The sequence below is a fragment of the Thermogymnomonas acidicola JCM 13583 genome (assembly GCF_001316105.1).
GTDB classification, from domain to species: domain Archaea; phylum Thermoplasmatota; class Thermoplasmata; order Thermoplasmatales; family Thermoplasmataceae; genus Thermogymnomonas; species Thermogymnomonas acidicola.
Window position 1 is genome coordinate 109,791 of sequence record NZ_BBCP01000005.1, and the last position, 23,055, is coordinate 132,845.

A 23,055-nucleotide genomic window follows, 5' to 3' on the forward strand; every position below is an offset into this window, starting at 1 on the left:
ATAATCATAGAGGCCTGTCAAAGCGCAACACCCCCCCTTTCCTTATCCACCAGCACGCTGCCACCCTTCATTACAAACGACACCCTTTCGATATCCCCCCCTATCCTGGTTAAGGGGGACCCGTCAACAGCGATTATGTCGGCGGGCTCGCCAGGGGGCTATGAGGCCTCCCCCCCTTATGCCCAGGGCCCTTGCGTTGTATGTGGCGGCCCTGAGGATGTAATCGTTCGGCAGGCCGCACAGCTCGTGCATCAGGACGAGTTCCATGTGGTTCCTGCCTATGTCGATTTCCCTTCCGGTCTCCATCCCCCCCAGGTCAGTGCCGCAGAGGATGTTTATGCCCATCCTGTGGGCCAGAGGGAGTACCCTTATTATGCCGTCCCTCACCTCGCCTATCTTCTCCAGGCCCCCCCATGTGTCGATACCGATCTCCTTCCCGTGCTTCCATATCAGCTGCTGTATGGACAGAGTCGGCGTCAGCGAAACATCCCTCTCCTTCATAATGGCAAGCGTCCTTTCCGAGAGGAGCGTCCCGTGCTCGATGCTCTTCACCCCGGCGAGCACCGCATTCAGGGCACCCTGATCGCCGTGTGCATGCGCAGCCACATACTTCCCAGCCCTGGATGCCTCACCCACTATGGCGCCCAGCTCCTCCGGGGTGAACTGTGGGCTCTCAGGCCTGTCCCTCTCCGACAGGACGCCACCGGTGGCGAATACCTTGATGAAGTCCGCCCCCCCAGACCTGAGGACAAGCCTGGCCTTCCTCATGCACTCGTCACTGCCGTCACAGAACTCTGCCATGCCCCCCCTCTCGACAGACCATGAGAGCGGTATGGAGTGGGAGAACTCCCCGTGCCCGAACGTCTGGCTCAGCGGTCTTCCTGCAGCGTACACCCTCGGGCCAGTGATGCTGCCCTCTGCTATGGCATCCCTCAGCGGAATTGCCAGTTCCTCTCCGCAGTCCCGGACCGTGGTGAAGCCATCGGAGAGGAGGCGCCTGCACCAGCCCGGGAGCCGGAGGAGCCTGAGCCTGGGGTCTGTCATCAGGTACTCCTTCGTGAGCCCGCCGCCCCCTGGAGCCGCTCAGGTGGATGTGGGCATCGACCATGCCAGGCATCATGAAGCGGTCTCCGAGGTCGATGACACTGTCTCCCCCCCTGAGGCCGTTGCCCGTCTCCACTATCGTGCCGCCCTCCACAGCCACCTCCCTGAAGGCCTCGGTCCGCAGGCCGCTGAAGACCGTCCTGGCCCTGATAACTGTCCGCATGACACATGCATGGCCCATGGGCCTAAAAAATTACCACTCCCCTAGAAGAACTGGTAGTCGAAGATGACCATCGTCTCCGCCCCCCCAGGGTCGATCCTCCTGGCCCTCTCTATTATGCCCTTGGCGGTGGGCAGGTTCTCGACGAAGAAGACCAGTATCCCGGAACGCTCATCGTTTATGGCAAATACCAGGCCCTCGTTGAAGGCACCGGAGATCTGTGGCATGTTCTCAGTGAATATTGAGAAGAGCACGCCGTCAGTCTTTGAGAGGTCGATGAGCGGTACCACCTCTATCAGGTGCCTGGAGAAGAGGGTGTTGAGCCTCCTCTTCACGGTGTTGTACGGTATGCCCAGGTCCTCCGAGACCTTCGCTGTGGGCACCCTGGGTCATTTCTCAGGTATTCGACAACCTGCCTGTCGATGCTGTTCGGCATATAAGGCTGGCCGGAGGGCGGCACGTACCTCATGATGGGCTGGCCGTAGCGCTCCGAATACCTCCTGAGGGTGTCCTGCATCTCCGATGCGTCCCTGACACGGAAGCCGATCACTGTGGCCTTTTCCAGGCACCTGAAGTACTTGGTGACCTTCCCATCCGGCTTATGTCGCCGTTGAAGGCGGCGAAGAACTCACCCTCCCCCCCGTAGAACTTAGGTGTCACGTGAAGCTTGAACCCCCCCCTGACCACACCCTCTGACATGAGGCGGTTGAGCCTGTAGTTCAGTGCCTGGGCAGATATTCCGAGATTCTCGGCCATCTGCCTCTGCGTTGTCCTCCCGTCCCTCAGGAGCTGCGATAGGATGCCCTTGTCTATCCTGTCCATTCATTGAATGAGTTATTCGTTGTAATTAATATTAACGCACTTCCCCCCCAGTCACCTGAGGGCCTCAAGTATCTCAGAGGTCTTCCTGACCAGGCCCATCCTCCTGAATATATACTCCACTGCAACCCTATGGCTCTCCTCAGAAACGTCGCTCATGGCGTCCTCCGCGAAAATTATCTGGAAGCCGTACTCATAACCGAACCTGGCGGTGCTCTCCACGCCGTAAGAAGTTGCTATTCCTCCGAGTACGAAGGTGTCTATGCCCCCCCTCCTCCTCATCTGGAGCTCCAGCTCCGTGCCGTAGAAGGCGCCCCCCCACTGCCTCTTCACGATCTCTATGTCCTTCTCGCTCCTGTTCAGTTCTGGCACGAACTCGGCCCAGTCCCTCGGCACCTGTCCCGTTCCACCCAGCTGCGCATCTGTCTTCGGCCTCAGTGCCACCTCCGGGGGGAGCGACCACATGTACCAGGAAAACGGGCATCCCCCCCGCTCTCCTGAAGGCATCTGCCAGAGATGCCGCGTTCCTTATGACATCCTTCGCGCTGTATGGCTTCGTCTGCATCGCCGCTATTCCCTTCTGCAGGTCTATGAGCACCAGTGCCGTCCTCTTCCTGTCAACCTCAAGGGCCATGGATGTACATGCCTGGTATGGAGATAAAGGAGGCGGTGCCCCAAAAATATGTCATGTCTCAATTAAATGAACTCGCTCTCCGTCTCCTCGAACCTCAGGTGTATTGCTTTCGACGCGCTGTCCACATCGAGTAGCACCATGCTATCACGATTGCGAATATCACCGTTCCACCGAAAAATATGCCTGCGAGCAGCGAGAGAGTCCTGCTAGAGCCACCGACGTAGTAGAGGCCTATCAGGAGGTAACCGGACGCGGATATGGTTATGCCGTATATAAGGAGGGTTCTGACGACCCATTTTATGCCGTTCCTAACCCTGTCCAGGTAGAGGGACGCCTCCGCGGCCCGCCTCAGGGACGGCACGAGGTCTACGATCCCTGACTTGACTTCGCCTGCAGCACTCTCTATCTCCTCCCTGCCAGGTTCACGCCCATGCTCACCAGTGCCCTGGCCCTGCTTGCCTCCATTGCGCTCCTGGAGGCGAGGAATGTGAAGATCTCCTTGGAGAGGTGCTTTGCGGAGATGTCCTCTATCTCGGAGGCCTTCCTGTTAAGCGTTGAGAGCACCTTTCCAAGGGATTTCCTGGACACGTACGATGCTATGACAGAAAAGAGGAGTATGAGGCCAGGGATGACCGGGAGCAGTAACACACGCAACAGCATGGCTGGGCTTAAAAAACTTCACACGCTCTGCACTCTCATGTTATGTGGAGTGCCATGCCCACCAGTGCCATGAGGATGCCCAGGGCCAGCATGCCCGTGGGCCATGTTATGTAGGAGCCGGATACGGCCCTGGCCAGGCCGATGCCAAGCAGCACCAGGGACACAAAGGCCGCAAGGAACGGGGGGGCATAAGGCTCAGGGTGAACGCAGCGGCGGCCAGGGGGGGTATGAGGGCGCCTGTGAACCCAGATACGCCGGATGCGGATGTGCCAGTTATGGCCTCCACCAGGATCGAGCGGCCGAGCCTTGTCCTCAGGAGGAATGATGGCGACGGGTACCCCAGCTGCCTTGAGGACCTTGAGAGCTCGTTCCTCAGCCTTGAGTACTCCGCCACGAAGAAGCTGAACATGCCAACGATTGCGGAGCCCGCGGCCACCCGGAGGGCAAAGTAAGCGCTCACCGACGATGGCTCGGCCATCCTTGAAGCGGCTATCATCAGCGATGTTATTATGCCGTCGGACAGGCCTATGGTCACTGGAAAGAGCAGTCTGGGCCTCAATCCCTGGTCTTCTTGGTGTTCTCAATCAGCCTCTTGCCCACAGCGATCTCGTCCACTGAGTGCACCGCGGAGCCGGTGTCCTCTATGGTCTCTATGAGCCTCTCGAAGTCTATGTCCTCCCCCCTCAACAGTTATGCTGGTCCCCATTGTCTCCATGTCCATCTCCGTGACCAGTATGTTCACTGCGTCCACGCCCGGCACAGCCTCTATCGCCCTGGCCAGTTCAACCAGTGTGGGCCTTATCAGGCCCTTGTCGACGTCCAGCACCACTCTCCTTATGCCCAATGCTGATCACATCCGCATGTGGTGAACAGTAATCTATCTTACTCACTCCCGGCCCCCCCGCCTGCCACACCCCCCCCGCCCTTTGCCCTGCGGCCCAGCAGGAACATCACCACGTACACTGCGGGGGGGAGGGCGTAGAAGCCCACCACCATGGTTATGTCTGCGGCGCTTATGAATGGCCCCGTGCCGAAAGCAGCCAGGGCCCTGATATGCGCAGGGTTCGTCGACACCGCCATGCCAGCGAAGGCGAGGGCGAAGGCCGCCCATGCTGCCTTTCTGGAGCCGAGGGCCACAAGGAAGCCGACCACCATGAGAGCTGTGGCGGCTGTATATGTGGCCACTGTGAGGTAAAGGGGGGGCACCATGTGCCTGTACCTCATCACAGCAGCTCCCGCAGATATCACCACTGCCGAGGCGAAGACCGGTACGGCGAGGGCGTGTCCCCCTAGAGTTCCACACGGACGAGCCACTCCTTGTACGACTGCACGGTGCTCACCTGCAGGCCCCCCCTTGACCTGATCCTCTCTGCAAGCTCGTTGGCCTCGCTCTCCGTGTTGCACCTGAATACGATTGCATCATAGCCCACGTCCGGCATTAGGTTCCTCTGCCCAAGGATGGGCCTCATGAGCTCCACGTCCTTCAGGAACCTGTCCCTGTCCACCTTCATGGCCCCCCCTCTCTATCCTCTTCAGGCCCTGGTCGACGATCCTCTCGTACACAATGCTCTCCACTTTCCTGTTTATCTGCTCCTGGTCAACGTAAGTTGCACCGCTTATGACCAGGTACAGGCCAGGGATCATTATGACGAGGTAGAAGAAGTCCCTGTACACGACATACAGGGCCGCTGAAAGGACGATAAGGAGGAGACCCGAGAGGAGGTAGTTGAGCCTCAACAGCATCTTAATGCAAAATAAAGTTAAAATTATATCGGATTCCGAAACGCGCGCTCATACTGCGGATACTGCCATGAGCACGAGGGTTATGAGGGCGGTGATGGCCATGGCCCATGAATAGGCCCTTATCCTCCCGATCTCCCTGGCGTATCCGGAAGGCTCCGACCTCCTCAGGCCCTGATTCCCCCTCATGAGCATGCCCTCCCCGAAGCGCCGTAGGCACAAACGCCAGCACTATCCCTATCAGGAGGGCAACGCCAGCGGCCGACGAGAAGCTGGGGAGCTTCCCCCCCGTCACAGCGTCAACAACCAGGGCCGCTATGCCGAGTATTATGGCTATGCCCCCCCCGGTGCCCCCCTGGACACCATGGACAGGGTGAGGAGGAGCCTGAAGTGAGACTGCTCCTTTATCTGCCCCCCCGCCCTGGACTTCAGCGATGTGCTGTAGAAGCCCAGGGCGAGGGCCACCACCACCCATATGGCCCCCCCGAATGCACCGTGAACAGCTGTCAGTGCCTGCATGCGCTGGGATTTGGGGCCTGCTCTTAAGGCTTCCCCCCCATGGCCTGAATGGTACCTTTTAAGTGCGGCCCCCGCATGGCATGGCGTGAAGAACGCCGAGCTTGCTGATATCTTCATGGACCTGGCGGACATGGAGGAGGTGGAGGGCAACAGGTGGCAGTCCCTGGCGTACAGGAGAGTAGCAACCGCCCTGGCAGACCTTAGCGAGGACATAGAGGAGGTATGGAGGGAGGGCAGGCTCAGGGGAGATAGAGGCGTGGGGGGGAGGGCCATAGAGAAGAAGATAGACGAGTACCTGCGCACCGGTAGGATGCGGAAGTACGAGGAGATGAGGAAGAAGTACCCCCCCGAGGACTTCAGGACGCTGAGGGCCATCCAGGGCCTGGGGGGGCCCAGGAAGATACACGCACTCTACACCGGCGCGGGCATAAGGGACCTGGAAACCCTGAAGAAGGCAATAGAGGAGCACAGGGTAGCCCTGGTGCCCGGGTTCGGCCAGAAGAGCGAGGAGAAGCTGGCGAAGGCACTCCAGTACTACATGTCAACGTCTGCGGGCAGGCTCCTGCTCGCACAGGCCCACGCACTAGCAACGGAGATCCTGGAGGCCATGCGCTCCTCCGGCCTCTTCGAGAGAATCGAGGTGGCCGGTTCGGTGAGGAGGAGGAAGGAGACCGTCGGTGACCTGGACTTCCTGTGCATCTCGGCCGACGTCCCTGGAGCCACAAGGTTCTTCTCTTCCCTGCCACAGGTCAGTGGCGTCGTGAACTCTGGCGAGAGGAAGGGAACCTGGATGCTCAGGGCGGGGGGGATCACCTGCGACCTGAGGTTCATAGACAGGGGGGGGAGCTTCGGTGCCGCCCTGCAGTACTTCACTGGCAGCAAGTCCCATAACATAGCCCTCAGGAACCTGGCCATATCCAAGGGCCTGAAGCTCAACGAGTACGGCCTGTTCAGGGGGGGCGACGAACCAATCGCGGGGGGGAGCGATGAGGAAGGCATCTACAGGGCACTCGGGCTCGAATACATCGTCCCGGAGCTGCGCGAGGGTACCGGTGAAATAGAGGCTGCCCAGTCCCACTCACTTCCCATGCTCGTGGAAGGAAACGGGATCCTGGGAGACCTGCACCTGCACTCCGACTGGAGCGACGGCAGGGACAGCCTGGAGGCCATGGTCAGCGCGGCGGCCAGCATGGGCTACAGGTACGTCTGTGTGACCGACCACAGCGCCTCGCTGAGGGTGGCCAGGGGGGGCCTGGACGCTGCCAGGTTCAGGGATAGGCGCGTCCAGCTGGACATGCTCTCAGAGAAATACGGTATAACTGTTCTGGACGGCGTGGAGGCGGAGATAATGCCCGACGCTCCATGGACCCGGAGGTGAGGGGGGGTTACAGGGACTTCGACTTCGTGGTCGCGTCCATGCACCAGTGGGTCTCAGACGACGCCTCAGAGAACACGGCACGCCTGATAAGGGCGATAGACGGGGGGGGCTGGCCCAGCACCATAGGCCACCCAACCGGCAGGCTGATAGGCACCAGGGAACAGTTCAGAATGGAGTGGGGGGGGAGGTCTTCAGGGCATGTAGGGACAAGGGCGTCGCACTTGAGATAAACGGCACACCGCACAGGTCAGACCTGCCCTGGGACCTCGTGCTCCAGGCCCGGAAGGCCGGCGTCCGCTTCAGCCTGGGCAGTGACGCACACAGCACCTCTGAGATGCGCAATATGACCTACGCTGTCTGGATAGCCAGGAGGGGGTGGCTCACGCCGTCGCATGTCCTGAACACCTCCATGGTCGGGAGGCGCCAGTAGGTGACGTGGCCTTCATCTATCCTGGAGGTGCACCCTTGCGATCCACTCCACCCGGTCACCGGCCGAGAACCTCTGCCCTTCTAACCGCGTCCCTGTGCAGCGGCCACCTCAGGAGGGAAAATGCCTCCTCTACGCTGCACCACCTGCACTCTGTGTGCTCCCTCTCAGGTTCCTGGATATGTCCGGTACGCATCCCGGGCCCACGCCTACAGCGTACACAGATTCTGTGAACCTTGCCCCCCCGTTCTTCTCGTAATCGTAGGTGAAGAGGAGCCTGGGACCGTAGACAACGCATCCTGCACCGAGGGAGGCCTCCTCGGCCAGCTCCCTCATGAGCGCGTCGGTGTCGGTCTCGCCCTCCTCAACATTGCAGGTCATGTTCTCCCAGTAGCCTCCCTTGGCGGGCACGTAGTGGAATAGAAGGAACTCCCTCCTGCCGGTGTCCCTGAATATAACCGCCTGTACCTTTCTCCCTGTTGGCATGCATGCGTATCGCTGCGCTGCATTTATATGGCTTCTCCCAGGGGGGGTGCCACCAGCGCGGGCCTTGCGGTTGCCCCCCCGCGGGGGAAGTAATAAATATTGGCTATGACTGAAGTGCCCTTAACACCTGGTCCAGGATGAAGAACGAGACCATAATAAACCTCAGGTACTTCGCTGTGGCATTCGGCGCGAACACTGCGTCTTCCTTCGTGGGCGTCTTCGGCGTCCTCCTGGGGGGGCCTCTGCCTTCGAGATGGGCCTCCTGCAGGCACTGTCCAACGCCATATCCAATGCGAGCCAGATATTCTGGGGGGGGAGGCTCAGCGACCGCTACGGCCTGAGGAGGCCATGGCTTGTCGGTGCGAGTGTTGTCATGGCCGGCCTCTGGCTCGCGATGGGCTTCGTGGAGGGCCCGTACCAGCTTATCCTGCTTTACTCGAGCATAGCGCTCACCTCATCCGTCATATCGGTGAACTGGTTCTCCCTCCTCGCAGACCTCACGAGCTCGGGCAGCAGGGGGGGCTCCTTCCTCGCCAGACTCCAGAACATCTCCTCCTTCGGCAACCTGGCCAGCCTACTCCTCATGGCGTTCATACTGCACGGTGACAGCAGGTCGCAGCTCATAATACCGTTCTCACTCGGATCCGCTGCATACGTTGCCTCCGCGGTGCTCCTCTCAAGGATCGTGGAGGTGAAGAAGGAGAGCAGGCTCAGCGGCTCCTTCGTGAAGGGCGTCAGGGAGGCCAGGGCAAACAGTGCCTTCTTCAGGTACATGACGAGCATGCTTGCCCAGGGGGGGTTCTTCTGGTCCATGGCCTGGCCCATATTCCCGATAACCGTGGTGGCCGTCAGGGGGGGCTTCGACCTACCCGAGGTCTCTGCCCTCACAGCAATGAACATATTTGCCGCTGTGGCCGTGCAGCGCTACCTCGGCCGTCTGGCCGACAGGTTCAACAGGGTGCCCCTGATCTTCCTGAACAGGCTCATGCTCGGCGCGATTCCCCCCCTGATGTACGCGTTCTTCTTCAACTTCGACGAGTTCCTTGTAATGGAGGCCTACAGTGGCGTGGCCTCAGCGCTCCAGAACGTTGTCATGAACTCCTACCTCATGGACCTCCTCCCTGAGGGGAAGAGGGCGGAGTATGTGTCGATAATGAACGGCTTCAACGGCATAGTCTACCTCTTCGGCTCCCTGGCAGGGGGGGGTTTCCTCCTGCAGTACCTCGAGGGCACAATGCCGCTTGCCAGGGCGGTATCACTCTCGCTCACACTGATATCGGCCGGGAGGTTCGCCACCTCTTTCCTCTTCCTCAGGCTGAAGGAGCCCGAGAACAGGGGGGGGAGGAGGGGGGGATCCCCCATCTTCTCCGTGCTCCTTAGGCTGGTGAGGCCGGGCCTGCCATCCGGCAGTTCTGTCAGGGAGAGGTGAGCCTCTCCCCCCCTATGCACCTTATCACCTTATCCACGTTGGCCTCGGTCACCTCAAGGAGCCTCTCCTGCCCCCCCAGCATCCTGCCCAGGAGGCCGAAGTCGATCTCGGCTGTCCAGGAGACCTCCGAGCCCTCGGCGGATGGGCTCACCTGCAGTGAGAGGGATAGGTTAAGCGAGGCCCCCCCCGGCCACCCGCCCCCCCCTGTATCCTGTACCCTATGGCATCGCCTGGAGTGGGCCCTCAATGGACATCTTCCCTGACAGCTTTGTGAGGTAGCCGGAATCGATGCCCGCTGTGTCCAGCCTGACCCTGCAGACCACCCTCTCATTCTGCCTCTCGCAGCCTGACACGCCTGGCAGGCATGAGGAGAGGCGCTCAGGGTCAGAGAGCAGTTTCCCTGCGACATCCGGGCTTACCTTCATAGTGAACCTTCCGGAGAGTCCGGGCATCAGTCCATCAGCCTCCTGGAGAGCAGGAAGGCCAGCGCTGGCATGAGCCTCTCCTGGTCTGTCGATCCGAAGTGCAGGAGGAGTGAATCGACTGCCCTGTCACCTCCCCCCCTGAATGACAGGAACCTCTCGTAGGTGGTGTTGAAGTCAAACTCAACATCTTTCACATGGAAGCCGGAGTACTCGGACGCATGCCTCGCAGCCTCGTAGCCCACCAGGCGGCCTGTGGTGAATTTGCCGCCGAGCACGCTGAGGAAGCCGGGGGGGAGGCCAGAGGTCCCGTGGTCGATGATGGCGAAGCTCCTGGTCGCCTTTCTCGGGTCGTCACTGGACCTTATCAGTGGCCTCACAGACGAATATATCCTCTTGTACTGCATGGCACCTATTACCGGCACCATCCTCTTTGCCTCGTCGAGCATCATAGCCACGTCCTCCTCATGGACCTTGAAGTTGTCCGGGTCCTCTATGACCGTGGCTATGGTGCCCACAACGGACACCTCACCGTAAGGCAGCACTATGTCCCCCCCATCGGACGGTTCCCTCATCCTGTTTATGACGCTGTTCACGTACCTGCCGCCGTACACTACCATCGAGCCTGCTGTGGGTGCCAGGGGGAAGTCCTCTATGCCCGATGCCTTCAGTATGGGCATGCTGTAGGGCCCGGTGGTGTTGACCACCACACTGTACCTGTCCCTGCCCTTCTCGCTCTCCACCTCCAGCGACCCGTCCCTACTGGCCACCCTCCTGACGCCGTTGAAGAGGCTGAACTGCACCCCCCCGCCATCCTTGCCTCCATTGCAACCGCTGCGCAGAACTCAAAGCCGTGTATCACAGCGTCTGGCACCAGGAGCGCCCTCCTCACCTCCCTGGATAGGTAAGCCTCCCTCCTGAGCAGCTCCTCAGGGTCCATTTCCTGGGCCTCTATGCCGGCTTCAGCGCAGGCCTTCCGCAGGCTGTCCCCGTACTCCTCGTCCTCACCGTCCAGGGCCACGAAGTAACCGCCCGTGTCGTCGATGAACCTCCAGGCCTCCCTCCTCAGCCTCATGTTCTCGGTTATGCACTCCCTGGCAGACACCGGGTCGTTCACCGCATACCTGGCGCCGCTGTGCAGCATGCCGTGGAACCTGCCAGAGGTACCGGAGCATATGTCGGACCTGTCGTAGACAGTGACGTCCATGCCAGCCAGAGAGAGGTAAAGCGAGGTGAAAAGACCCGTTATGCCAGCCCCCCCTATAACCGCTGCCCTGCCGTCCATGCCTTACTGGATCGCCTCTGTGGATATATTACATGGCACATGGCTCCCGGCATGGCCATGCTTGGCCATGGGCCCAGGTGGTGGATCGCGCTCACCCACAGCGCCACCGTGAAAATGGTATGGAAAAATGTTGTTCCGGGGGGAGGTGCAGCCTCATGCCTCGGGGGGACTCCACTGTCCCCCCCGGCGTCCCTTTAGGTTCATCCGCAGGTGCCCTGGCGATCATCTGCGGCAGGTCCCTTATCGCCTTCCTCGGTGCGCTGACCTGCGATATCACCCAGAAGACTGCCGAGTAGACTATGACAGCCAGGACATCGTACGGGAAGGGAATCGTGCCTGTGCCGCCAGTCTGCAGGCCCCCCAAACCTGGATAGGGCTATTAGGCCTGCTATGTACACTGGGATCCAGGCCGAGTGCCTCAGCCCTATACCCTTCCACCTTAGCCTGTAGGCGTGGTAGAGGAACACCAGGCTGCCACCCAGGGTCACTCCCAGGGCGTAGAGCGTGACAGGCCATGTGGCCCAGTATATGAGAAGCGATGCGGAAACGAATGCAACCAGCGACCACGCAGTTGCCGCAGGTATCCTGAATGGCCTCTCCACATCGGGGGGGTAGATCTTCCTGAGCACCGGGACGCTGGCGTTCACTATGGCGAAGTTCACCGCGCCCGCAACGACCACGAAGTCCACCAGTGTGTACCACCTGGGGTACGGCACTATGAAGACAACTGCCAGCACCGAGGCCAGGACGATCGCGGCTATGGGCGCGCCCCCCCTCCTGTTAGTTATGCCGAGGAGCCCCCCCGGGAGCGAGCCCTCCTTTGAGTAACCGTAGATTATCCTGCTGCACCCGTGAGGTCTGTGCCGAAGGTGCCCAGCGGCGAGTATATGGCGAAGAGGAGTGCGAGGACTATGAGGCCGGACAGGAACAGCGCCGCGCCGCCGAATACCGTTGTGTGCAGGGCCTCCTTCATCAGGTCCGCAAGGGGCGATGTCAGTGAGGCAACAGCGGCCCAGTCACCGGGCCCTGTTGAGTTCGGCACAAGTGCGAAGTCGACAGCACCCACTATCACTATGGCCATGAGCACGTAGAGCACGCTCTGTATGATAAGCGTGAGGAGCACGGCCCTGGGCACGTTCCTCTTCGGGTTCCTGATCTCGCCAGCCATGTCAGCGACCTGCCTGTAGCCACCGAAGGAGAAGAGTATCCCGGTGGCGGGTATGGCGATGAATATGCCCGGTATGCCCGTCTTCGGGTCGAAGTAGGGCGGTGAGAGGCTGAAGTTCGATGGGTGGAAGATCATCAGTGGAACCGCTATGATGAATATCACAACGGCACCGACCTTGAGCCATGTGAGCACGGTGTTGAACCTGGCATATGTGCCAACGCCTATTATGTTGAGGACAGCGAACAGCACTGTGAGGCCTATGGAGAGGAGAACGCCTCTGTGGTAAGTACGCCCGTCTTCAAGTTGAATAGTGATGGCACATAGTATGCGGCGTAGGTAGAGACCGCAATGGCTTCTATGGGCGGTATCATCACGGTCCAGACAAGCAGGCCCCCCCACCCACCCATGAAGCCACCGTACTCGCCGAAGGCGTAGTAGGAGATCCTGGCGCTTATCCCGGCCCTGGGGGCCATGGAAGAGATCTCAGCGTAGGGTATGGTGACAATTGCGATCAGCACTGCCGCAACGATCCACGAGAAAACGACAGCGCCACCTGCGTATTCTGTGCCACCTGCCGCTGCGAAGAGTATGCCTGAGCCTATTGCACTGCCAACGCCGAAGAGCACGGCATCGTGCAGTGTCATCTTCCTCAGCAGGGTGCCGCCCTTTTCCACTTCGGTATTTTCCGTCACATTTTCTAGTACATATGGTTAAATATATAAACGTGCTGATGTGCGCAGTTAACCTCCTGGCTACCGCTGCTGTCTGGTGCGCATGGACAACTGCCTCTGGGGGCAGTGAAAGTGTGGATCGCAGGACATCAGCGGACGGATGCCATGCCCCCCCACTCCAGTACTCTTTCCCTGATCCATGCGGTAACATTCTTTACAGCAAAGATGCCGCCTCTAGGCACCAGCGTGCTGAGACCTTTCACCAGTCCGGTGTCCTTGATCCTGTTCTTATTCGCCTCCACCTCATCCAGGCTGTCCGCATACCCCATGAACACGTAGCAAGGGGGGGATCGACCATGTGCCAGATGCCTGCAGGCCCATGCCCTGAAGCGTGCTGGTGGCACGCAGATCACCCGGGTACACCAGGAGTGCATAGAATATGCCGCCCTGTGACCTTGTAAAGTCAGGTATGAAGATGGTGCAGAGCTGGTTGCTCGAGAGCATTCTGGCCTTGTGTTTACCCACTGTCTTGCCCGAGAGGCCTGTGAGCCTGGAGACCTCCTTTAACGGTACCCTGGGATCCTGCATATGTGCTCTAGGATCCTGAGGTCAACCCTTGAAAGGTAAGAGCCGCTGAGGTCCGGTGGCATCAGGGAGAGCGGGGGGGTCCGGCGTGCGACTGCTTCCACGCTAAGCACCTCTGACAATCGCTCCACGCTGCTCCTTTCCTCCTCCTTCTGGCGGAAGAACAGCGTCACGGTCATGTCACCGTCATAGTCCAGCCAGGCAAATGCCACACCGCTGATGTCTGCTATCTCTCTCAGCCTCCTGGAAGGTTCCTGGATACCCCCCCTGAATACAAATGTCCCCCCCGGTACATATGGAAGTTCAGGGGGGGTGAGGGAAGCAGGTGAAGGCCCCTGATGAAGCCGGACCTGAACATCCCCAGGACCTTCTCCTCGCGGAGACCCCCTGACAGTCCGACCCTCGAGCCGATCACTTCATATGGCGCAGTTGGGTCCCTGATGAGTTCGGTGACGATCCTGTAGTCCAGAAGATCCACTCCTGGAGTAGTTTCATAGGTCATATAAAGGGTTATATTTCAAAACACCCAGCTAACGCAGCTTCTAATCCATAGTCATTTTCCTGGCCACGGGTGAGGATGACGCGGACAGTGGGTGGGCAGGGAAATGGGGCACCGGTACTGGCCCGAGACCACGTGTTGGTCCTGAGGATGAGGGGGTATCACTATAGCACTCCTGGTCTTACTGGTCGCCCAGTTCTGGCTGGGCATGTCCATTAACCTAGAGGTTAGCCTTCCGGTAATGCACCTCGGCGCCATCGGATCTCTCGTTTACTACGGTGGGCACTTCAGGTTCGTGCTGGCGCACATCGTCAATGGGTCTGCCATACTCGCACTGTCGTTGGCCCTGCTGGGTTCCGCCCTGAAGACCCGCTCAGCTGCACTGAAGGCATCATCTGCCATAACGGTGGCCTCCGTCACTGGCGCCATCACCAACGGCGTCCTCTTCCTCATGTCGGGGCAGTTCTTTGGCTTCTCTATTGGCATGGCATGAGTGCAGTGAGCGTCCTCCTGTCATGCGCTGCCATCCTGTACTATGTAGGCCTGCACATGGGACTAGCGGAACCGAACATAGGCCAGGGAAATTGATAGTTTGGCCCACAGGACCCTCAAGCTGGACTCAGGCGTCCATGAAGGCACTCGCTGGCACCTTTGACACCCCCCCTGCACCGGCCTCGCCCAGGCCCGCGGGCCAGGGCATGCTATACTCACGCTTCAACTCTTTGTACCTTATGTAGAGCTCCGGATAGTACTCAAGTGGCGGTATGCTCACACCGTTCCTGCCGAACCATGACAGTGGCTCCAGGCCCCCCCAGGTATCGAACTTTGGCACGATCTCATTCTGCATCAGTATTTCTATGCCCTCCGCGGTGGACCTGACAGCCTCCTCGACATTCCTGAACCCGTGCGGGAATGCCTGCGAATAGGCCATCTCTATGCCGGCCACAAAGTTGGGGCTCACGTTTCCCGTGCCGAATAGCCTGGCAGCCTCGGCAGTCCTCCTGATCCATTCATCCCTCCCTATGTTCTCTTCTTTGCCTGGGCATATGAGGGAGAAGAGGCGCCTGTCCCAGACCTCGATGTTCGGGTGGTAGTAGTCCACCCCTGTCTCATAGAACCTCTCCAGGGCATGTGGTTCAAGGGCCTGTGTGTTCAGCCTTGATGGAAGTTTCCTGGAGAGGCTTTCCTCGGCCCTCTGGATGTAGCGTAAGTAGAACTCCCACTCCCTCCTGGAATCCAGGATCGCCCCCCCGCCCGTTATGAGGTACCTCTTAACCCCCCCTGGTCCCTGGAGGCCATTTCCAGAGACTCGGCCACGATGTCCTCAGGCACTATGGCGCCCAGCCCCCCCCTTCCTGAGGTGGCCCCCCATGACCTGAAGTTTTCGTTGATGTCGCAGAACAGGCACTGCTTTCCGCGGTTCCAGTACTCGCATATCCTGAATGCAGTTACGTCTGCGGTCTCTCCCCCCCAGTATATGGCTGGGGGCCACTTCCTCCACGCGCATTCCGTCCCTGAGCTCCTGCCCGTAGTATGCAGGCCTTGGAACAAAGGAAACATCGGCCACCGGAACGCCGTCGAGGAGGAGGACTCTCTTTCCGTCCAGGACATCAACGCTGTAGGGCGAGTCCTTAGAGTGCCTGCTCTGTATGATTGTCCTCCTGAGCCCGTATGAGCCACCCTGTATGCATATCTCCTGCGGTATCATCGCCGGCCTCTCCCTAACCACCTCGGGCCTGTCCGAGTCGAACGTGAAGAGGTAGTAGGCCTTCTCCTGGTAGGCCCCCCCTTTGAGTGATCTCTCGGAGAAGTTGAGGCCGTGGAGCAGTATGTCATCCTTGATTATGGCCTCCCTGGAGACCTCTCCTGAGTACCTGTCGAACGTTGCCTCTATCCTTTCCCTTTTTCCGATAATTTTACCATTCTGTTCCATCACTTCATGTCATGAGGACAGTCAATAAAAGACTTATTCTATGTGAAATCATGTTTGAACACATGTTCGGAACACATGTTCGACTGTAAAGGGGGGGATTGAAACCTCCATTCACAACAATATGTTCTTCCAGATGCACACGGAAATGGTGGGGGGGGTTGAATTAGACAGAAAGTTTGAACCCTACCGGCACCCAGCATGAAAGGGATCGCCACCTTTCACCCCAATGGTGGGCATTTGAAGGAAGCCCATGGCTAAGCCGCACTGCTTTCCATGCAGGCCTATGGATAGAGAATGATATGCCAGTGCATCGATCACTGTTTCAAGCCCGTGGGTGCGGTTTTCCACGGCTCGGTGCTTTGCCATGGAGAGGATTGTCTGCCTCCACGCGCGCTACCATATTCCTGTACCGGTTGCCTGGCCTTAGGAATGAGTGTGTGTCCGTTGGCCCGGAAACAGGGCAGTATTATCGTCTACGGCGCAGGTGTGTTCCGGGGTCGTGAAGGGAAATGCCCATACAACCTACCCACCTGGCCCATCGGTACCAGGTGGTGCCTGTGCTGTTTCCAGGCGAGGTGAAGTTGGGCTCATAAGAGCAATGGCGTTTGTCAGTGGTCCACCCACGCGCTCTTTATGTTGGTGAACTCAAGGAAGCCATACCTTGAAAGCTCACGACCGAAGCCGCTCTTCTTCACCCCTCCGAATGGCATCCTGGGGGGGTCTGACGCGACGATCCTGTTCACGAAAACCATGCCTGCCTCTATCCTCGGTATAAGGTTCTCGGCTTCCTCGGGGGGGTCTCCCCATATGGACGCCCCCCAGTCCAAAGGGCGTGTCGTTGGCGAGCCTGACGGCATCGTCCAGCGTATCGAACCTCTGGAGCAGGGCCACCGGCCCGAATACCTCCTGTTCGTACCTCACACCCTCTGGCACGGACACTATGGTGGGTGGCACGATCTGCTCGAACCTGCTCTCGGCCGCGATAACCTTCCCTCCGAGGCCCCCCCTGAGCTCTTCCACCTGCCTCCTGACCGTTTCCGTCTGCTCCCTTGATGAAAGCGGGCCAAGGTAAGTGCTCTCCTCCATGGGGGTCCCCCCCCTGCACAACCCTGGAGAACTCCTCTTCCAGAGCCTCCCTGAATTCCTCGTATATGCTGCCCTGGACCAGGAACCTCTTGGAGGCAATGCAGCTCTGACCGTTGTTCTGCAGCCTTGCCAGGGCAGCCTGCTTCGCCGTCTCCCTGATGTCAGCAGAACCGAGGACTATGAACGGGTCCGAGCCGCCCAGTTCCAGGACACACTTCTTTATGTGCTTCCCGGCTTCCTCCGCCACCCTGGCGCCCACTGATGTTGACCCGGTGAATGTCACACCGTCAACGTGCGGGATATAGCGGAGGGCATCGCTACCCCCCCTCAGGAGTAGGGTGCTGAACGCTTCGCTGTCAAAGACTTCCTGGATCATGAGGGCAGTCCCGGTGGTTATCGAGGCATGCTTGAGCACCACACCGTTGCCGGCTGATATGGCAGGAACCGCAGCCCTCATGACCTGCCATACAGGGAAGTTCCAGGGCATTATGGCCATGACAACGCCTATGGGATCGAACCTCACATAGCTCTTCCGGGCCTCAGTCATCACAGGCTCCGGTGCGTAGAATCTCTCAATGTTCTCCACTGCATAGTCCACGAGCCTTATGCACTTCTCGACCTCGGCGATGCTCTGCTTGATTGGCTTCCCCATCTCCATCGTGATGGTCCTGGCCAGTTCCCCCCCCTTCATCCTCTCAAGGTTCCGCTTAACCGTATCCCTCAGGTACTGTTTCCTCTGGTCGATATCGCCTCTGAACTCCTCAGAGGCCTTCCTGGCAAGCCTGATTTTCCTCAGGACTTCCTCATCGCTGTCCTCCCTGTACTGGGACAGCTCCTGCTGCCTGAATGGGTCAAAGGTCTTTATCACCGATACCACCACCTCCCCCCCATCCGGAATGGGAAGTGCATTCATCTGATTGGAAATCTGTATTATAGTTTTTCATTCTCCAGATTGGCGCAACACTATATCACCATGTTGCAGTTCCTTGTATAGAGTTAAATTCTAAACCTGAAATAACAAATATAATACATCAAGTACATCTGAAAATATATTGTCACAGTATGGCTGATTGAACTCATCCCACAGTCATGGCAGCCATCTTTGTATGCCGTGGCCGGGGGGGAGGTGGGGAACCTTGGCGAGGAGATGGCCATTACATGAGCCGGGACCACCATCTCGGCGGAGCCTGGCAGATAAGGCCGAGCGGGATTGGATGCCTACAGAGTCTGCTTCCAGGCAGCCCCCCCACAGGTCATGCCTGCCAGGTCACATGGGATCATGGAGACCCGACGACGCCACCCCTGGCAGACCGCGGACAACCCGTTTACACCATCTCCAAAGAGCCTTTCCAGGTCCCTTCTCCCGACCTCTTGGGAGATAGGCTGAGGAGTCGCTGCTGTGCAAGCGTACCATCCACAAGGCCAGGCACGTCAGAACTCCTGAAACCGAGGTCCCCCCAAGTTTGGTCGGTATCCCGAGGTCTTCGAGCAAGTGCACGTAGTACTCAAAGAGTGCGTCCGATAGTTCCTTAGAGCCCATTTCCCTGTGCCCAATGCCGAGGATCTCCGCCACCTCGCCGAACCTCTCATGCGAAGATGGCGCAAGGTACCTGAAGGTGTAGGAAGCAGGGATTGCCGTGCTGATGCCGTGCGGGCTTATCGGGTAACCGAAGTCATAGTCCTCAGGGTGCCATTCCCTGACCATTCCCGCTATCGGGTATGCCATGGCATGGGCACATGCACACCCGCGTGACCGAAGCCAATGCCCGCTATGCTGGCCCCGAGCATCATGTAATAGCGTGCTTCAATATCAAGAGGGTCTGCAACAGCCCTCCTCAAGTACCTGTGAACCCACATTATCGCCTGCCTTGCGAAGATATCAGAGATGGGAGTGGCCCCGGAGTAGACAGGTCTCTCATCCGGCGAATGGGGGGGCTTCTCCCTGGCAGTGTATGGGTGGGACGTGAACGATTCGATGGCGTGGTTGAGCACATCCAGGCCAGACGATGCCGTGACCATCGGGGGAAGGGAGAGTGTTGTGAGTGGGTCGACCACCGCAACCGTGGGCCTCATGTGCTGGTTGCTTATCCCTGTCTTGACACGCATGCTGTGGATGTCGAAGATCGTAACATTCGTGTTCTCGCTCCCTGTCCCGGCAGTTGTGGGAACCGCTATCATGGGCTTCAGTGGACCTGGTGGAGACAGGCCCCTGCCTATGGGCCTGTTAACGTAGTCCATAATGTCCCTGGGGGGGTAGGTGTAGAGGAGGTTCAGGATCTTCGCTGTGTCTATTGTTGACCCGCCCCCGAGGGCTATGAACCATCGAGCCTCATGCCCTTTATGGCCTGGTATGCCCTGATCAGTTCCGCGTCCTCAGGTTCCACCCTGACATCCGTGCTCACGTGAACTTCCAGACCACCGTTCTCGAGGGAAGACCTCGTCTCCTCATACAGCTTCGTTTCGGCAATCTTCTTTCCAACCACCATCAGGACACTCTTCATACCGAGGCGGCTGGCCTCGTGGGCAATCTCCTTCGCCGAGCTATCCCGAACTTAACCCTGGGTATGTTTATAACGAATACGCTGTCGTTCGCTTCAGTGCTGGCCAGAAAGCTCGCTTCCATGCCGGTCACTCCAGGAACTTCGGTGCCCTCGGGTACTTGGACCAGAACTCCGGGTCGTGGCTGATGACGATCCTGGCCTTCCTCGCCCTTTCCATGACCTTCAGCTTCCTTATGTAGGAGTGCCACTCGTCTGCATCTGAAAGGAGCCAGCCCTTCGCCTCGATCTCGTACTCCCTGGGCAGGTGCATGTAGTCGCCTGTGAATGTGTAGAAGTTACCGTTTCTGGTCTCCACGTGCATGACCTGGTGTCCAGCGGTGTGGCCTCCGGTGAACTCAACGGCTACCCCGTCCACGATCTCGAAGTAATTATCACTGATCGGCGTTAGGTTGGGCCCACGCAGGGGCATGAGGTCTGACATGTCGTACGCGCCACCCTTCCCCCCCTGCCAAAGCATGGAGAGTGCGGACTGCAGCTCCCTCTTCTGCACTATCACAGGGACTTTCTCATCCATGAAAGGCCTGACCTGGCCCGCGTGGTCAAGGTGCAGGTGCGATATCACAACGAAGCTCACATCACCCGGGGGGGCCAGGTCTATGGCCCTGAGCTGCTTCTCTATGCTGTTTTCGCCCGAGATCTTCGTTATTGGGAACGCCTCCATCAACCCTTCTCATGGGTCTCCATGCATCGAGCGCTATGCCGGTATCGAAGAGAATGTTGCCGTCAGGGTGTTCCACGAGTGCCGCTGTCACCGGGATCTCGATCCAGTCCCTCTTCGGGTCCCTGTTGCTGTATGTCATTGCTCCCCCAGCCGCACCGGGAAGGAACCACCCGCAGTCGCCCCCCCAGCCAGCCAAGGTCTAGGAGATGTATCCTCGAGGCCTTCATATCAGAGAAATAATTCTCTGCGTATTTCAATATTTTTCACAGGATGCAGTGCACCACACCTCATTGTATTCACATGGATCGGGAACCCCCCCGGTACACTGACACTCGTAGCCACCAGGTCATTTCCCCCCCACCCCCCCATGTTGGTCGGAGCTGTGAGCCCTAATAGGCCCCCCCAGACCACTGGGATTCTCAAATCCCACACTTCTCCTCGTGATGGTAGGGGGCTTACCCTGGGGCCAACCATTCAGCCCGACGCACAGGTCTTGCCGTGTGGCTGGTTCTGCATTGCCAAGGGCCACTCAGGGTATGCCCAACGGAGTGGACACCAGGGTTGCGGGTCCCGGATCCTCTGGCATGGCAGCCTGTGCATTTCACCATAGGGGTGTGGGGAAGCCGCTTTCAAGTTGACAATGCCCCCCCGCACAGCCTGGATGGGGTGGAATTTCATGGCATGGGATCGGTGAGTATGCACGACCCTGTATACCACTCCCCCCCGTATGCCTCCACTGGCAGAAGGTGATGTCCAGAGACCCACTGCCAGTGGAGGTGTTGCCACGCGTGCCATTAAACCTGCCGCCACGCCCAGAGTGCTGCCTAGCATGCGGAATGGACTTGCTTTCCTTCTGTGCAGTTTTTGTCTGCCAACTTCATCCGACCGACAGCGCACAGGCCACCCTGGCAAGCGCTTCGGGTGAACCGGAAACCATATAGTCCCTGGAGAGCAAGTTTTTTAACATTTACCACTCTGATCTCATATGGGCAAGAGGGTTGTGGTCGTTGGGGGGGCAGGTGCGGGAGGAGGCCTAGCCGCAAGCAGGATCAGGAAGCTCCTGCCAGTTGACAGTGTGGAGGTTATGGTGATAGACAAGTACGGCAGGACGGACTTCCAGCCTCATACACGCTGGTTGCGCTCGGGAACAGGCAGCCGCACCAGATAAGCACAGGTATAGAGAACTTTGCGAGGACAGGTATCAAGCCGGTGAGGGGTGAGGTGACAGCAGTGGACCCGAAGGAGAGGACCGTTACGGTGTCAGGCCAGAAGATCCAGTACGATGTCCTCGTGCTTTCCCCCCCTGGAGTGAAGTTCGACCCCCCCGCATCGTTCCCTGGTTACGAGAACGCCTACCACTTCTGGGACATGGAGAGCGCCATGAAGCTCAGGGAGAAGGTAGCGGGGGGGTTCAGGTCCGGAAAAATCGTCATCAGCGTGACAACGCAGGTATACAAGTGCCCCCCCTGTGCCCTGGGAGATGGCCCTCATGCTAGATGACTACTTCAGGATGAAGGGTATCAGGCGGAACGTGAGCATCACCGTGGCACACTGGGCACCCAGACCCATGGCCATGTTCGGCCCCGTGATATCGGATCCTATGACGGAATGGCTCTCTGAGAGGAACATCGAGGTGGTGAACGGGTTCAGGCTTGCCAGGATCGACGGCGGTTCCAGGAAGCTCATCGGGGAATCTGGAGAGACGGTTGACTATGACCTCGCCATAGTGGCGCCGCCACACAGGCCGCACGACTTCATCTCTCAGAACCCTGACATCGCCTCACCGAACGGGTGGCTTGATTCCAACATAAGGGACTTCAGGACAAGCAAGTTCGACGACATATACGGCATAGGGGATGCAATAGCCCCCCCCTCCATTGGCCTGGGAATGGCCGGGGTGTTCGCACACTTCCAGGCCGATACCGTGGCCTCTCTCGTTGCTGGGGATATCCTTGGTTCCTACAGCCCGGTGCCGTACAACACGGTAGGCCTCTGTGCTGCGGACACGGGGGGGGATGCCGGTTGGATCGCTTACTGCGACTTCAGGAAGAAGCTAACTGTGCCTAACACGCCTTTCCCGGACTGCAGGTCCATGGGGAGGAACCGCCTGATGAAGATGGCCCACGCCATATACGAGAAGTACTTCCTTGCGAACATCTACGGGGCTGGTACTCATGAATGGAGAAGAAGAGGAAAGGGTAGAGAGGATACTGGAGAAGCTCTCTGAGATCGAGCCTGCGATAAACACCGTCAAGAAGCTGCAGCAGTCCGGGCTGCTCGCGGTGCTCGATGCTATAGCGGAGCAGTCCGATAACATATTCAACTACGCGAGCACGATGGGCATCCTCGATGCAGCCTCGGCAATGGCCAGAATTGCTCCGCTGGTCAGCGATATCATGGGCAACGTAGATGTGGAGGCCCTTGAGGGAAAGCTGCGCAGTGTGCCCTGGAAGACGCTCTTCAGCGCACTCCTTGCACTCCTTGACTTCATAGCCACAGACCTGCCAAAGATCAGGGCCCCCGCAGGGAAAGGTCACAACACTGCAGATCCTTTCAGAGATGAGGAGCCCGGGCATGGAATACTTCCTCAGGATAGCAGAGTCCCTGAGCACCAAGGTGATGAAGGAAATGGGCGAGAAAGACTCCAAGTGAGCACACCCCACCCAGTGGAATCTGCTCATTGAGCCTGTTGTGGGTCCGGTGAGTGCTCCGGAGTGCTGAAAGAGTGATATTCAGATGACTGAAGGGGGGGTGGTATAGATGGCCCCCCAGTGCCTTTTTCCCTTGGCCGGGCCCCATTGTGGGAACCTTAAACCGACGGCCCGCCA

29 protein-coding genes and 9 pseudogenes are annotated in these 23,055 nt (G+C 58.8%); 9 read left to right on the top strand and 29 right to left on the bottom strand.

The window, feature by feature from the left end:
• Positions 1 to 17 precede the first annotated feature (17 nt).
• The 14 genes and pseudogenes from JCM13583_RS05825 to JCM13583_RS05880 form a co-directional block, all read right to left on the bottom strand.
• Positions 18 to 1,267 (bottom strand): annotated as a pseudogene (locus tag JCM13583_RS05825) (amidohydrolase family protein).
• A gap of 41 nt (positions 1,268 to 1,308) precedes the next feature.
• Positions 1,309 to 1,647 (bottom strand): hypothetical protein, encoded by a 339-nt coding sequence (locus JCM13583_RS05830; protein WP_162509487.1) that lies wholly within the window; start codon positions 1,645 to 1,647, stop codon positions 1,309 to 1,311.
• Positions 1,596 to 1,814 carry a hypothetical protein gene (locus tag JCM13583_RS13945; RefSeq protein WP_075057026.1) on the bottom strand — a complete coding sequence of 73 codons (219 nt, stop codon included), beginning with the start codon at positions 1,812 to 1,814 and terminating at the stop codon, positions 1,596 to 1,598. Before JCM13583_RS13945 ends, JCM13583_RS05830 begins: the two co-directional genes overlap by 52 nt.
• Positions 1,811 to 2,086 (bottom strand): winged helix-turn-helix transcriptional regulator, encoded by a 276-nt coding sequence (locus JCM13583_RS05840; RefSeq protein ID WP_075057027.1) that lies wholly within the window; start codon positions 2,084 to 2,086, stop codon positions 1,811 to 1,813. Before JCM13583_RS05840 ends, JCM13583_RS13945 begins: the two co-directional genes overlap by 4 nt.
• Positions 2,087 to 2,137: 51 nt before the next feature.
• Positions 2,138 to 2,717, bottom strand: a pseudogene (locus tag JCM13583_RS05845) (hydrolase).
• A gap of 94 nt (positions 2,718 to 2,811) precedes the next feature.
• Entirely contained in the window at positions 2,812 to 3,078 is a 267-nt protein-coding gene (locus JCM13583_RS05850) for a hypothetical protein (RefSeq protein ID WP_075057028.1), read from the bottom strand.
• Between the two features lie 41 nt (positions 3,079 to 3,119).
• On the bottom strand, positions 3,120 to 3,365 hold the full coding sequence (locus JCM13583_RS05855; RefSeq protein WP_075057029.1) for a hypothetical protein: 246 nt from the start codon (positions 3,363 to 3,365) through the stop codon (positions 3,120 to 3,122).
• Positions 3,366 to 3,412: 47 nt separating this feature from the next.
• Positions 3,413 to 3,873 (bottom strand): annotated as a pseudogene (locus JCM13583_RS12380) (hypothetical protein).
• Positions 3,874 to 3,932: 59 nt separating this feature from the next.
• Positions 3,933 to 4,221: pseudogene (locus JCM13583_RS05865) on the bottom strand (DUF211 domain-containing protein).
• A gap of 38 nt (positions 4,222 to 4,259) precedes the next feature.
• On the bottom strand, positions 4,260 to 4,628 hold the full coding sequence (locus JCM13583_RS05870) for a hypothetical protein (protein WP_075057031.1): 369 nt from the start codon (positions 4,626 to 4,628) through the stop codon (positions 4,260 to 4,262).
• Positions 4,629 to 4,666: 38 nt separating this feature from the next.
• The gene (locus JCM13583_RS12385; protein ID WP_171823476.1) at positions 4,667 to 4,807 is read right to left on the bottom strand and encodes a hypothetical protein; all 141 of its coding nucleotides are present in this window, start codon (positions 4,805 to 4,807) and stop codon (positions 4,667 to 4,669) included.
• Positions 4,797 to 5,120, bottom strand: a complete 324-nt coding sequence (locus JCM13583_RS05875) for a hypothetical protein (RefSeq protein ID WP_075057032.1) — start codon at positions 5,118 to 5,120, stop codon at positions 4,797 to 4,799. The genes JCM13583_RS12385 and JCM13583_RS05875 overlap by 11 nt, the downstream gene beginning before the upstream one ends.
• 48 nt (positions 5,121 to 5,168) lie before the next feature.
• Positions 5,169 to 5,306 (bottom strand): hypothetical protein, encoded by a 138-nt coding sequence (locus tag JCM13583_RS13950; protein ID WP_171823477.1) that lies wholly within the window; start codon positions 5,304 to 5,306, stop codon positions 5,169 to 5,171.
• A gap of 144 nt (positions 5,307 to 5,450) precedes the next feature.
• Positions 5,451 to 5,636, bottom strand: coding sequence for a hypothetical protein (locus tag JCM13583_RS05880; protein WP_075057033.1), 186 nt, complete (start codon positions 5,634 to 5,636; stop codon positions 5,451 to 5,453).
• Between the two features lie 85 nt (positions 5,637 to 5,721).
• Between JCM13583_RS05880 and JCM13583_RS05885 the strand changes: the two genes are divergently transcribed.
• Genes JCM13583_RS05885 through JCM13583_RS12395 form a run of 3 tightly spaced genes read left to right on the top strand, consistent with a single transcriptional unit; the run spans position 5,722 to position 7,444 of the window.
• The gene (locus JCM13583_RS05885; RefSeq protein ID WP_171823478.1) at positions 5,722 to 7,014 is read left to right on the top strand and encodes a PHP domain-containing protein; all 1,293 of its coding nucleotides are present in this window, start codon (positions 5,722 to 5,724) and stop codon (positions 7,012 to 7,014) included.
• Complete coding sequence (locus JCM13583_RS12390; protein WP_162509490.1) at positions 6,999 to 7,244, top strand: hypothetical protein; 246 nt, start codon at positions 6,999 to 7,001, stop codon at positions 7,242 to 7,244. The genes JCM13583_RS05885 and JCM13583_RS12390 overlap by 16 nt, the downstream gene beginning before the upstream one ends.
• On the top strand, positions 7,190 to 7,444 hold the full coding sequence (locus JCM13583_RS12395; protein ID WP_162509491.1) for a hypothetical protein: 255 nt from the start codon (positions 7,190 to 7,192) through the stop codon (positions 7,442 to 7,444). The genes JCM13583_RS12390 and JCM13583_RS12395 overlap by 55 nt, the downstream gene beginning before the upstream one ends.
• 129 nt (positions 7,445 to 7,573) lie before the next feature.
• Here JCM13583_RS12395 and JCM13583_RS05890 read toward each other — a convergent pair whose 3' ends face one another.
• A complete protein-coding gene (locus JCM13583_RS05890; protein WP_075057034.1) occupies positions 7,574 to 7,927 on the bottom strand; it encodes an NUDIX domain-containing protein in 354 nt (117 codons plus the stop codon).
• A gap of 137 nt (positions 7,928 to 8,064) precedes the next feature.
• Between JCM13583_RS05890 and JCM13583_RS05895 the strand changes: the two are divergent.
• A pseudogene (locus JCM13583_RS05895) lies at positions 8,065 to 9,356 on the top strand (MFS transporter).
• Here the strand turns inward: JCM13583_RS05895 and JCM13583_RS05900 are convergent.
• The 10 genes from JCM13583_RS05900 to JCM13583_RS05945 all read right to left on the bottom strand — a co-directional run bounded on the left by JCM13583_RS05900 (position 9,343) and on the right by JCM13583_RS05945 (position 13,965).
• The gene (locus tag JCM13583_RS05900) at positions 9,343 to 9,603 is read right to left on the bottom strand and encodes a hypothetical protein (protein WP_075057035.1); all 261 of its coding nucleotides are present in this window, start codon (positions 9,601 to 9,603) and stop codon (positions 9,343 to 9,345) included. The pseudogene JCM13583_RS05895 and the gene JCM13583_RS05900 sit on opposite strands and share 14 nt — an antisense overlap.
• A complete protein-coding gene (locus JCM13583_RS05905) occupies positions 9,575 to 9,808 on the bottom strand; it encodes a hypothetical protein (RefSeq protein ID WP_075057036.1) in 234 nt (77 codons plus the stop codon). Before JCM13583_RS05905 ends, JCM13583_RS05900 begins: the two co-directional genes overlap by 29 nt.
• Positions 9,808 to 10,581, bottom strand: coding sequence for an FAD-dependent oxidoreductase (locus JCM13583_RS12400; protein WP_171823479.1), 774 nt, complete (start codon positions 10,579 to 10,581; stop codon positions 9,808 to 9,810). Before JCM13583_RS12400 ends, JCM13583_RS05905 begins: the two co-directional genes overlap by 1 nt.
• Positions 10,582 to 11,263: 682 nt before the next feature.
• Positions 11,264 to 11,800, bottom strand: a complete 537-nt coding sequence (locus JCM13583_RS05915; protein ID WP_075057037.1) for an APC family permease — start codon at positions 11,798 to 11,800, stop codon at positions 11,264 to 11,266.
• Positions 11,801 to 11,898: 98 nt separating this feature from the next.
• Positions 11,899 to 12,480: an amino acid permease gene (locus tag JCM13583_RS05920; protein ID WP_171823480.1), complete on the bottom strand. Its 582-nt coding sequence runs from the start codon at positions 12,478 to 12,480 to the stop codon at positions 11,899 to 11,901.
• Between the two features lie 8 nt (positions 12,481 to 12,488).
• Positions 12,489 to 12,923, bottom strand: a complete 435-nt coding sequence (locus JCM13583_RS05925) for an amino acid permease (protein WP_171823481.1) — start codon at positions 12,921 to 12,923, stop codon at positions 12,489 to 12,491.
• A gap of 128 nt (positions 12,924 to 13,051) precedes the next feature.
• Complete coding sequence (locus JCM13583_RS13955; RefSeq protein ID WP_171823482.1) at positions 13,052 to 13,204, bottom strand: hypothetical protein; 153 nt, start codon at positions 13,202 to 13,204, stop codon at positions 13,052 to 13,054.
• A gap of 1 nt (position 13,205) precedes the next feature.
• Positions 13,206 to 13,490 (bottom strand): hypothetical protein, encoded by a 285-nt coding sequence (locus JCM13583_RS05935; protein WP_075057041.1) that lies wholly within the window; start codon positions 13,488 to 13,490, stop codon positions 13,206 to 13,208.
• Complete coding sequence (locus JCM13583_RS05940; protein WP_075057042.1) at positions 13,466 to 13,699, bottom strand: hypothetical protein; 234 nt, start codon at positions 13,697 to 13,699, stop codon at positions 13,466 to 13,468. Before JCM13583_RS05940 ends, JCM13583_RS05935 begins: the two co-directional genes overlap by 25 nt.
• 23 nt (positions 13,700 to 13,722) lie before the next feature.
• On the bottom strand, positions 13,723 to 13,965 hold the full coding sequence (locus tag JCM13583_RS05945; RefSeq protein WP_075057043.1) for an Lrp/AsnC family transcriptional regulator: 243 nt from the start codon (positions 13,963 to 13,965) through the stop codon (positions 13,723 to 13,725).
• A gap of 229 nt (positions 13,966 to 14,194) precedes the next feature.
• Here JCM13583_RS05945 and JCM13583_RS05950 point away from each other — a divergent pair, with 229 nt between their 5' ends.
• Entirely contained in the window at positions 14,195 to 14,479 is a 285-nt protein-coding gene (locus JCM13583_RS05950; protein WP_171823483.1) for a hypothetical protein, read from the top strand.
• A 126-nt stretch (positions 14,480 to 14,605) separates the two neighbouring features.
• Here the strand turns inward: JCM13583_RS05950 and JCM13583_RS05955 are convergent.
• From JCM13583_RS05955 to JCM13583_RS05970, 4 pseudogenes are all read right to left on the bottom strand, one after another.
• Positions 14,606 to 15,919, bottom strand: a pseudogene (locus tag JCM13583_RS05955) (radical SAM protein).
• A gap of 608 nt (positions 15,920 to 16,527) precedes the next feature.
• Positions 16,528 to 17,873, bottom strand: a pseudogene (locus JCM13583_RS05960) (aldehyde dehydrogenase family protein).
• 457 nt (positions 17,874 to 18,330) lie between these two features.
• Positions 18,331 to 19,628: pseudogene (locus tag JCM13583_RS05965) on the bottom strand (iron-containing alcohol dehydrogenase).
• A gap of 5 nt (positions 19,629 to 19,633) precedes the next feature.
• A pseudogene (locus tag JCM13583_RS05970) lies at positions 19,634 to 20,454 on the bottom strand (N-acyl homoserine lactonase family protein).
• A 758-nt stretch (positions 20,455 to 21,212) separates the two neighbouring features.
• Between JCM13583_RS05970 and JCM13583_RS05975 the strand changes: the two are divergent.
• The 4 genes from JCM13583_RS05975 to JCM13583_RS05990 are packed head-to-tail and all read left to right on the top strand — an operon-like array spanning position 21,213 to position 22,911.
• Positions 21,213 to 21,395: a hypothetical protein gene (locus tag JCM13583_RS05975; protein WP_075057045.1), complete on the top strand. Its 183-nt coding sequence runs from the start codon at positions 21,213 to 21,215 to the stop codon at positions 21,393 to 21,395.
• A 41-nt stretch (positions 21,396 to 21,436) separates the two neighbouring features.
• The gene (locus JCM13583_RS05980; protein ID WP_075057046.1) at positions 21,437 to 21,727 is read left to right on the top strand and encodes a hypothetical protein; all 291 of its coding nucleotides are present in this window, start codon (positions 21,437 to 21,439) and stop codon (positions 21,725 to 21,727) included.
• Positions 21,708 to 22,454, top strand: a complete 747-nt coding sequence (locus JCM13583_RS05985) for an NAD(P)/FAD-dependent oxidoreductase (RefSeq protein WP_075057047.1) — start codon at positions 21,708 to 21,710, stop codon at positions 22,452 to 22,454. The genes JCM13583_RS05980 and JCM13583_RS05985 overlap by 20 nt, the downstream gene beginning before the upstream one ends.
• A complete protein-coding gene (locus JCM13583_RS05990) occupies positions 22,402 to 22,911 on the top strand; it encodes a hypothetical protein (protein ID WP_075057048.1) in 510 nt (169 codons plus the stop codon). The genes JCM13583_RS05985 and JCM13583_RS05990 overlap by 53 nt, the downstream gene beginning before the upstream one ends.
• The last annotated feature ends 144 nt before the right edge of the window (positions 22,912 to 23,055 follow it).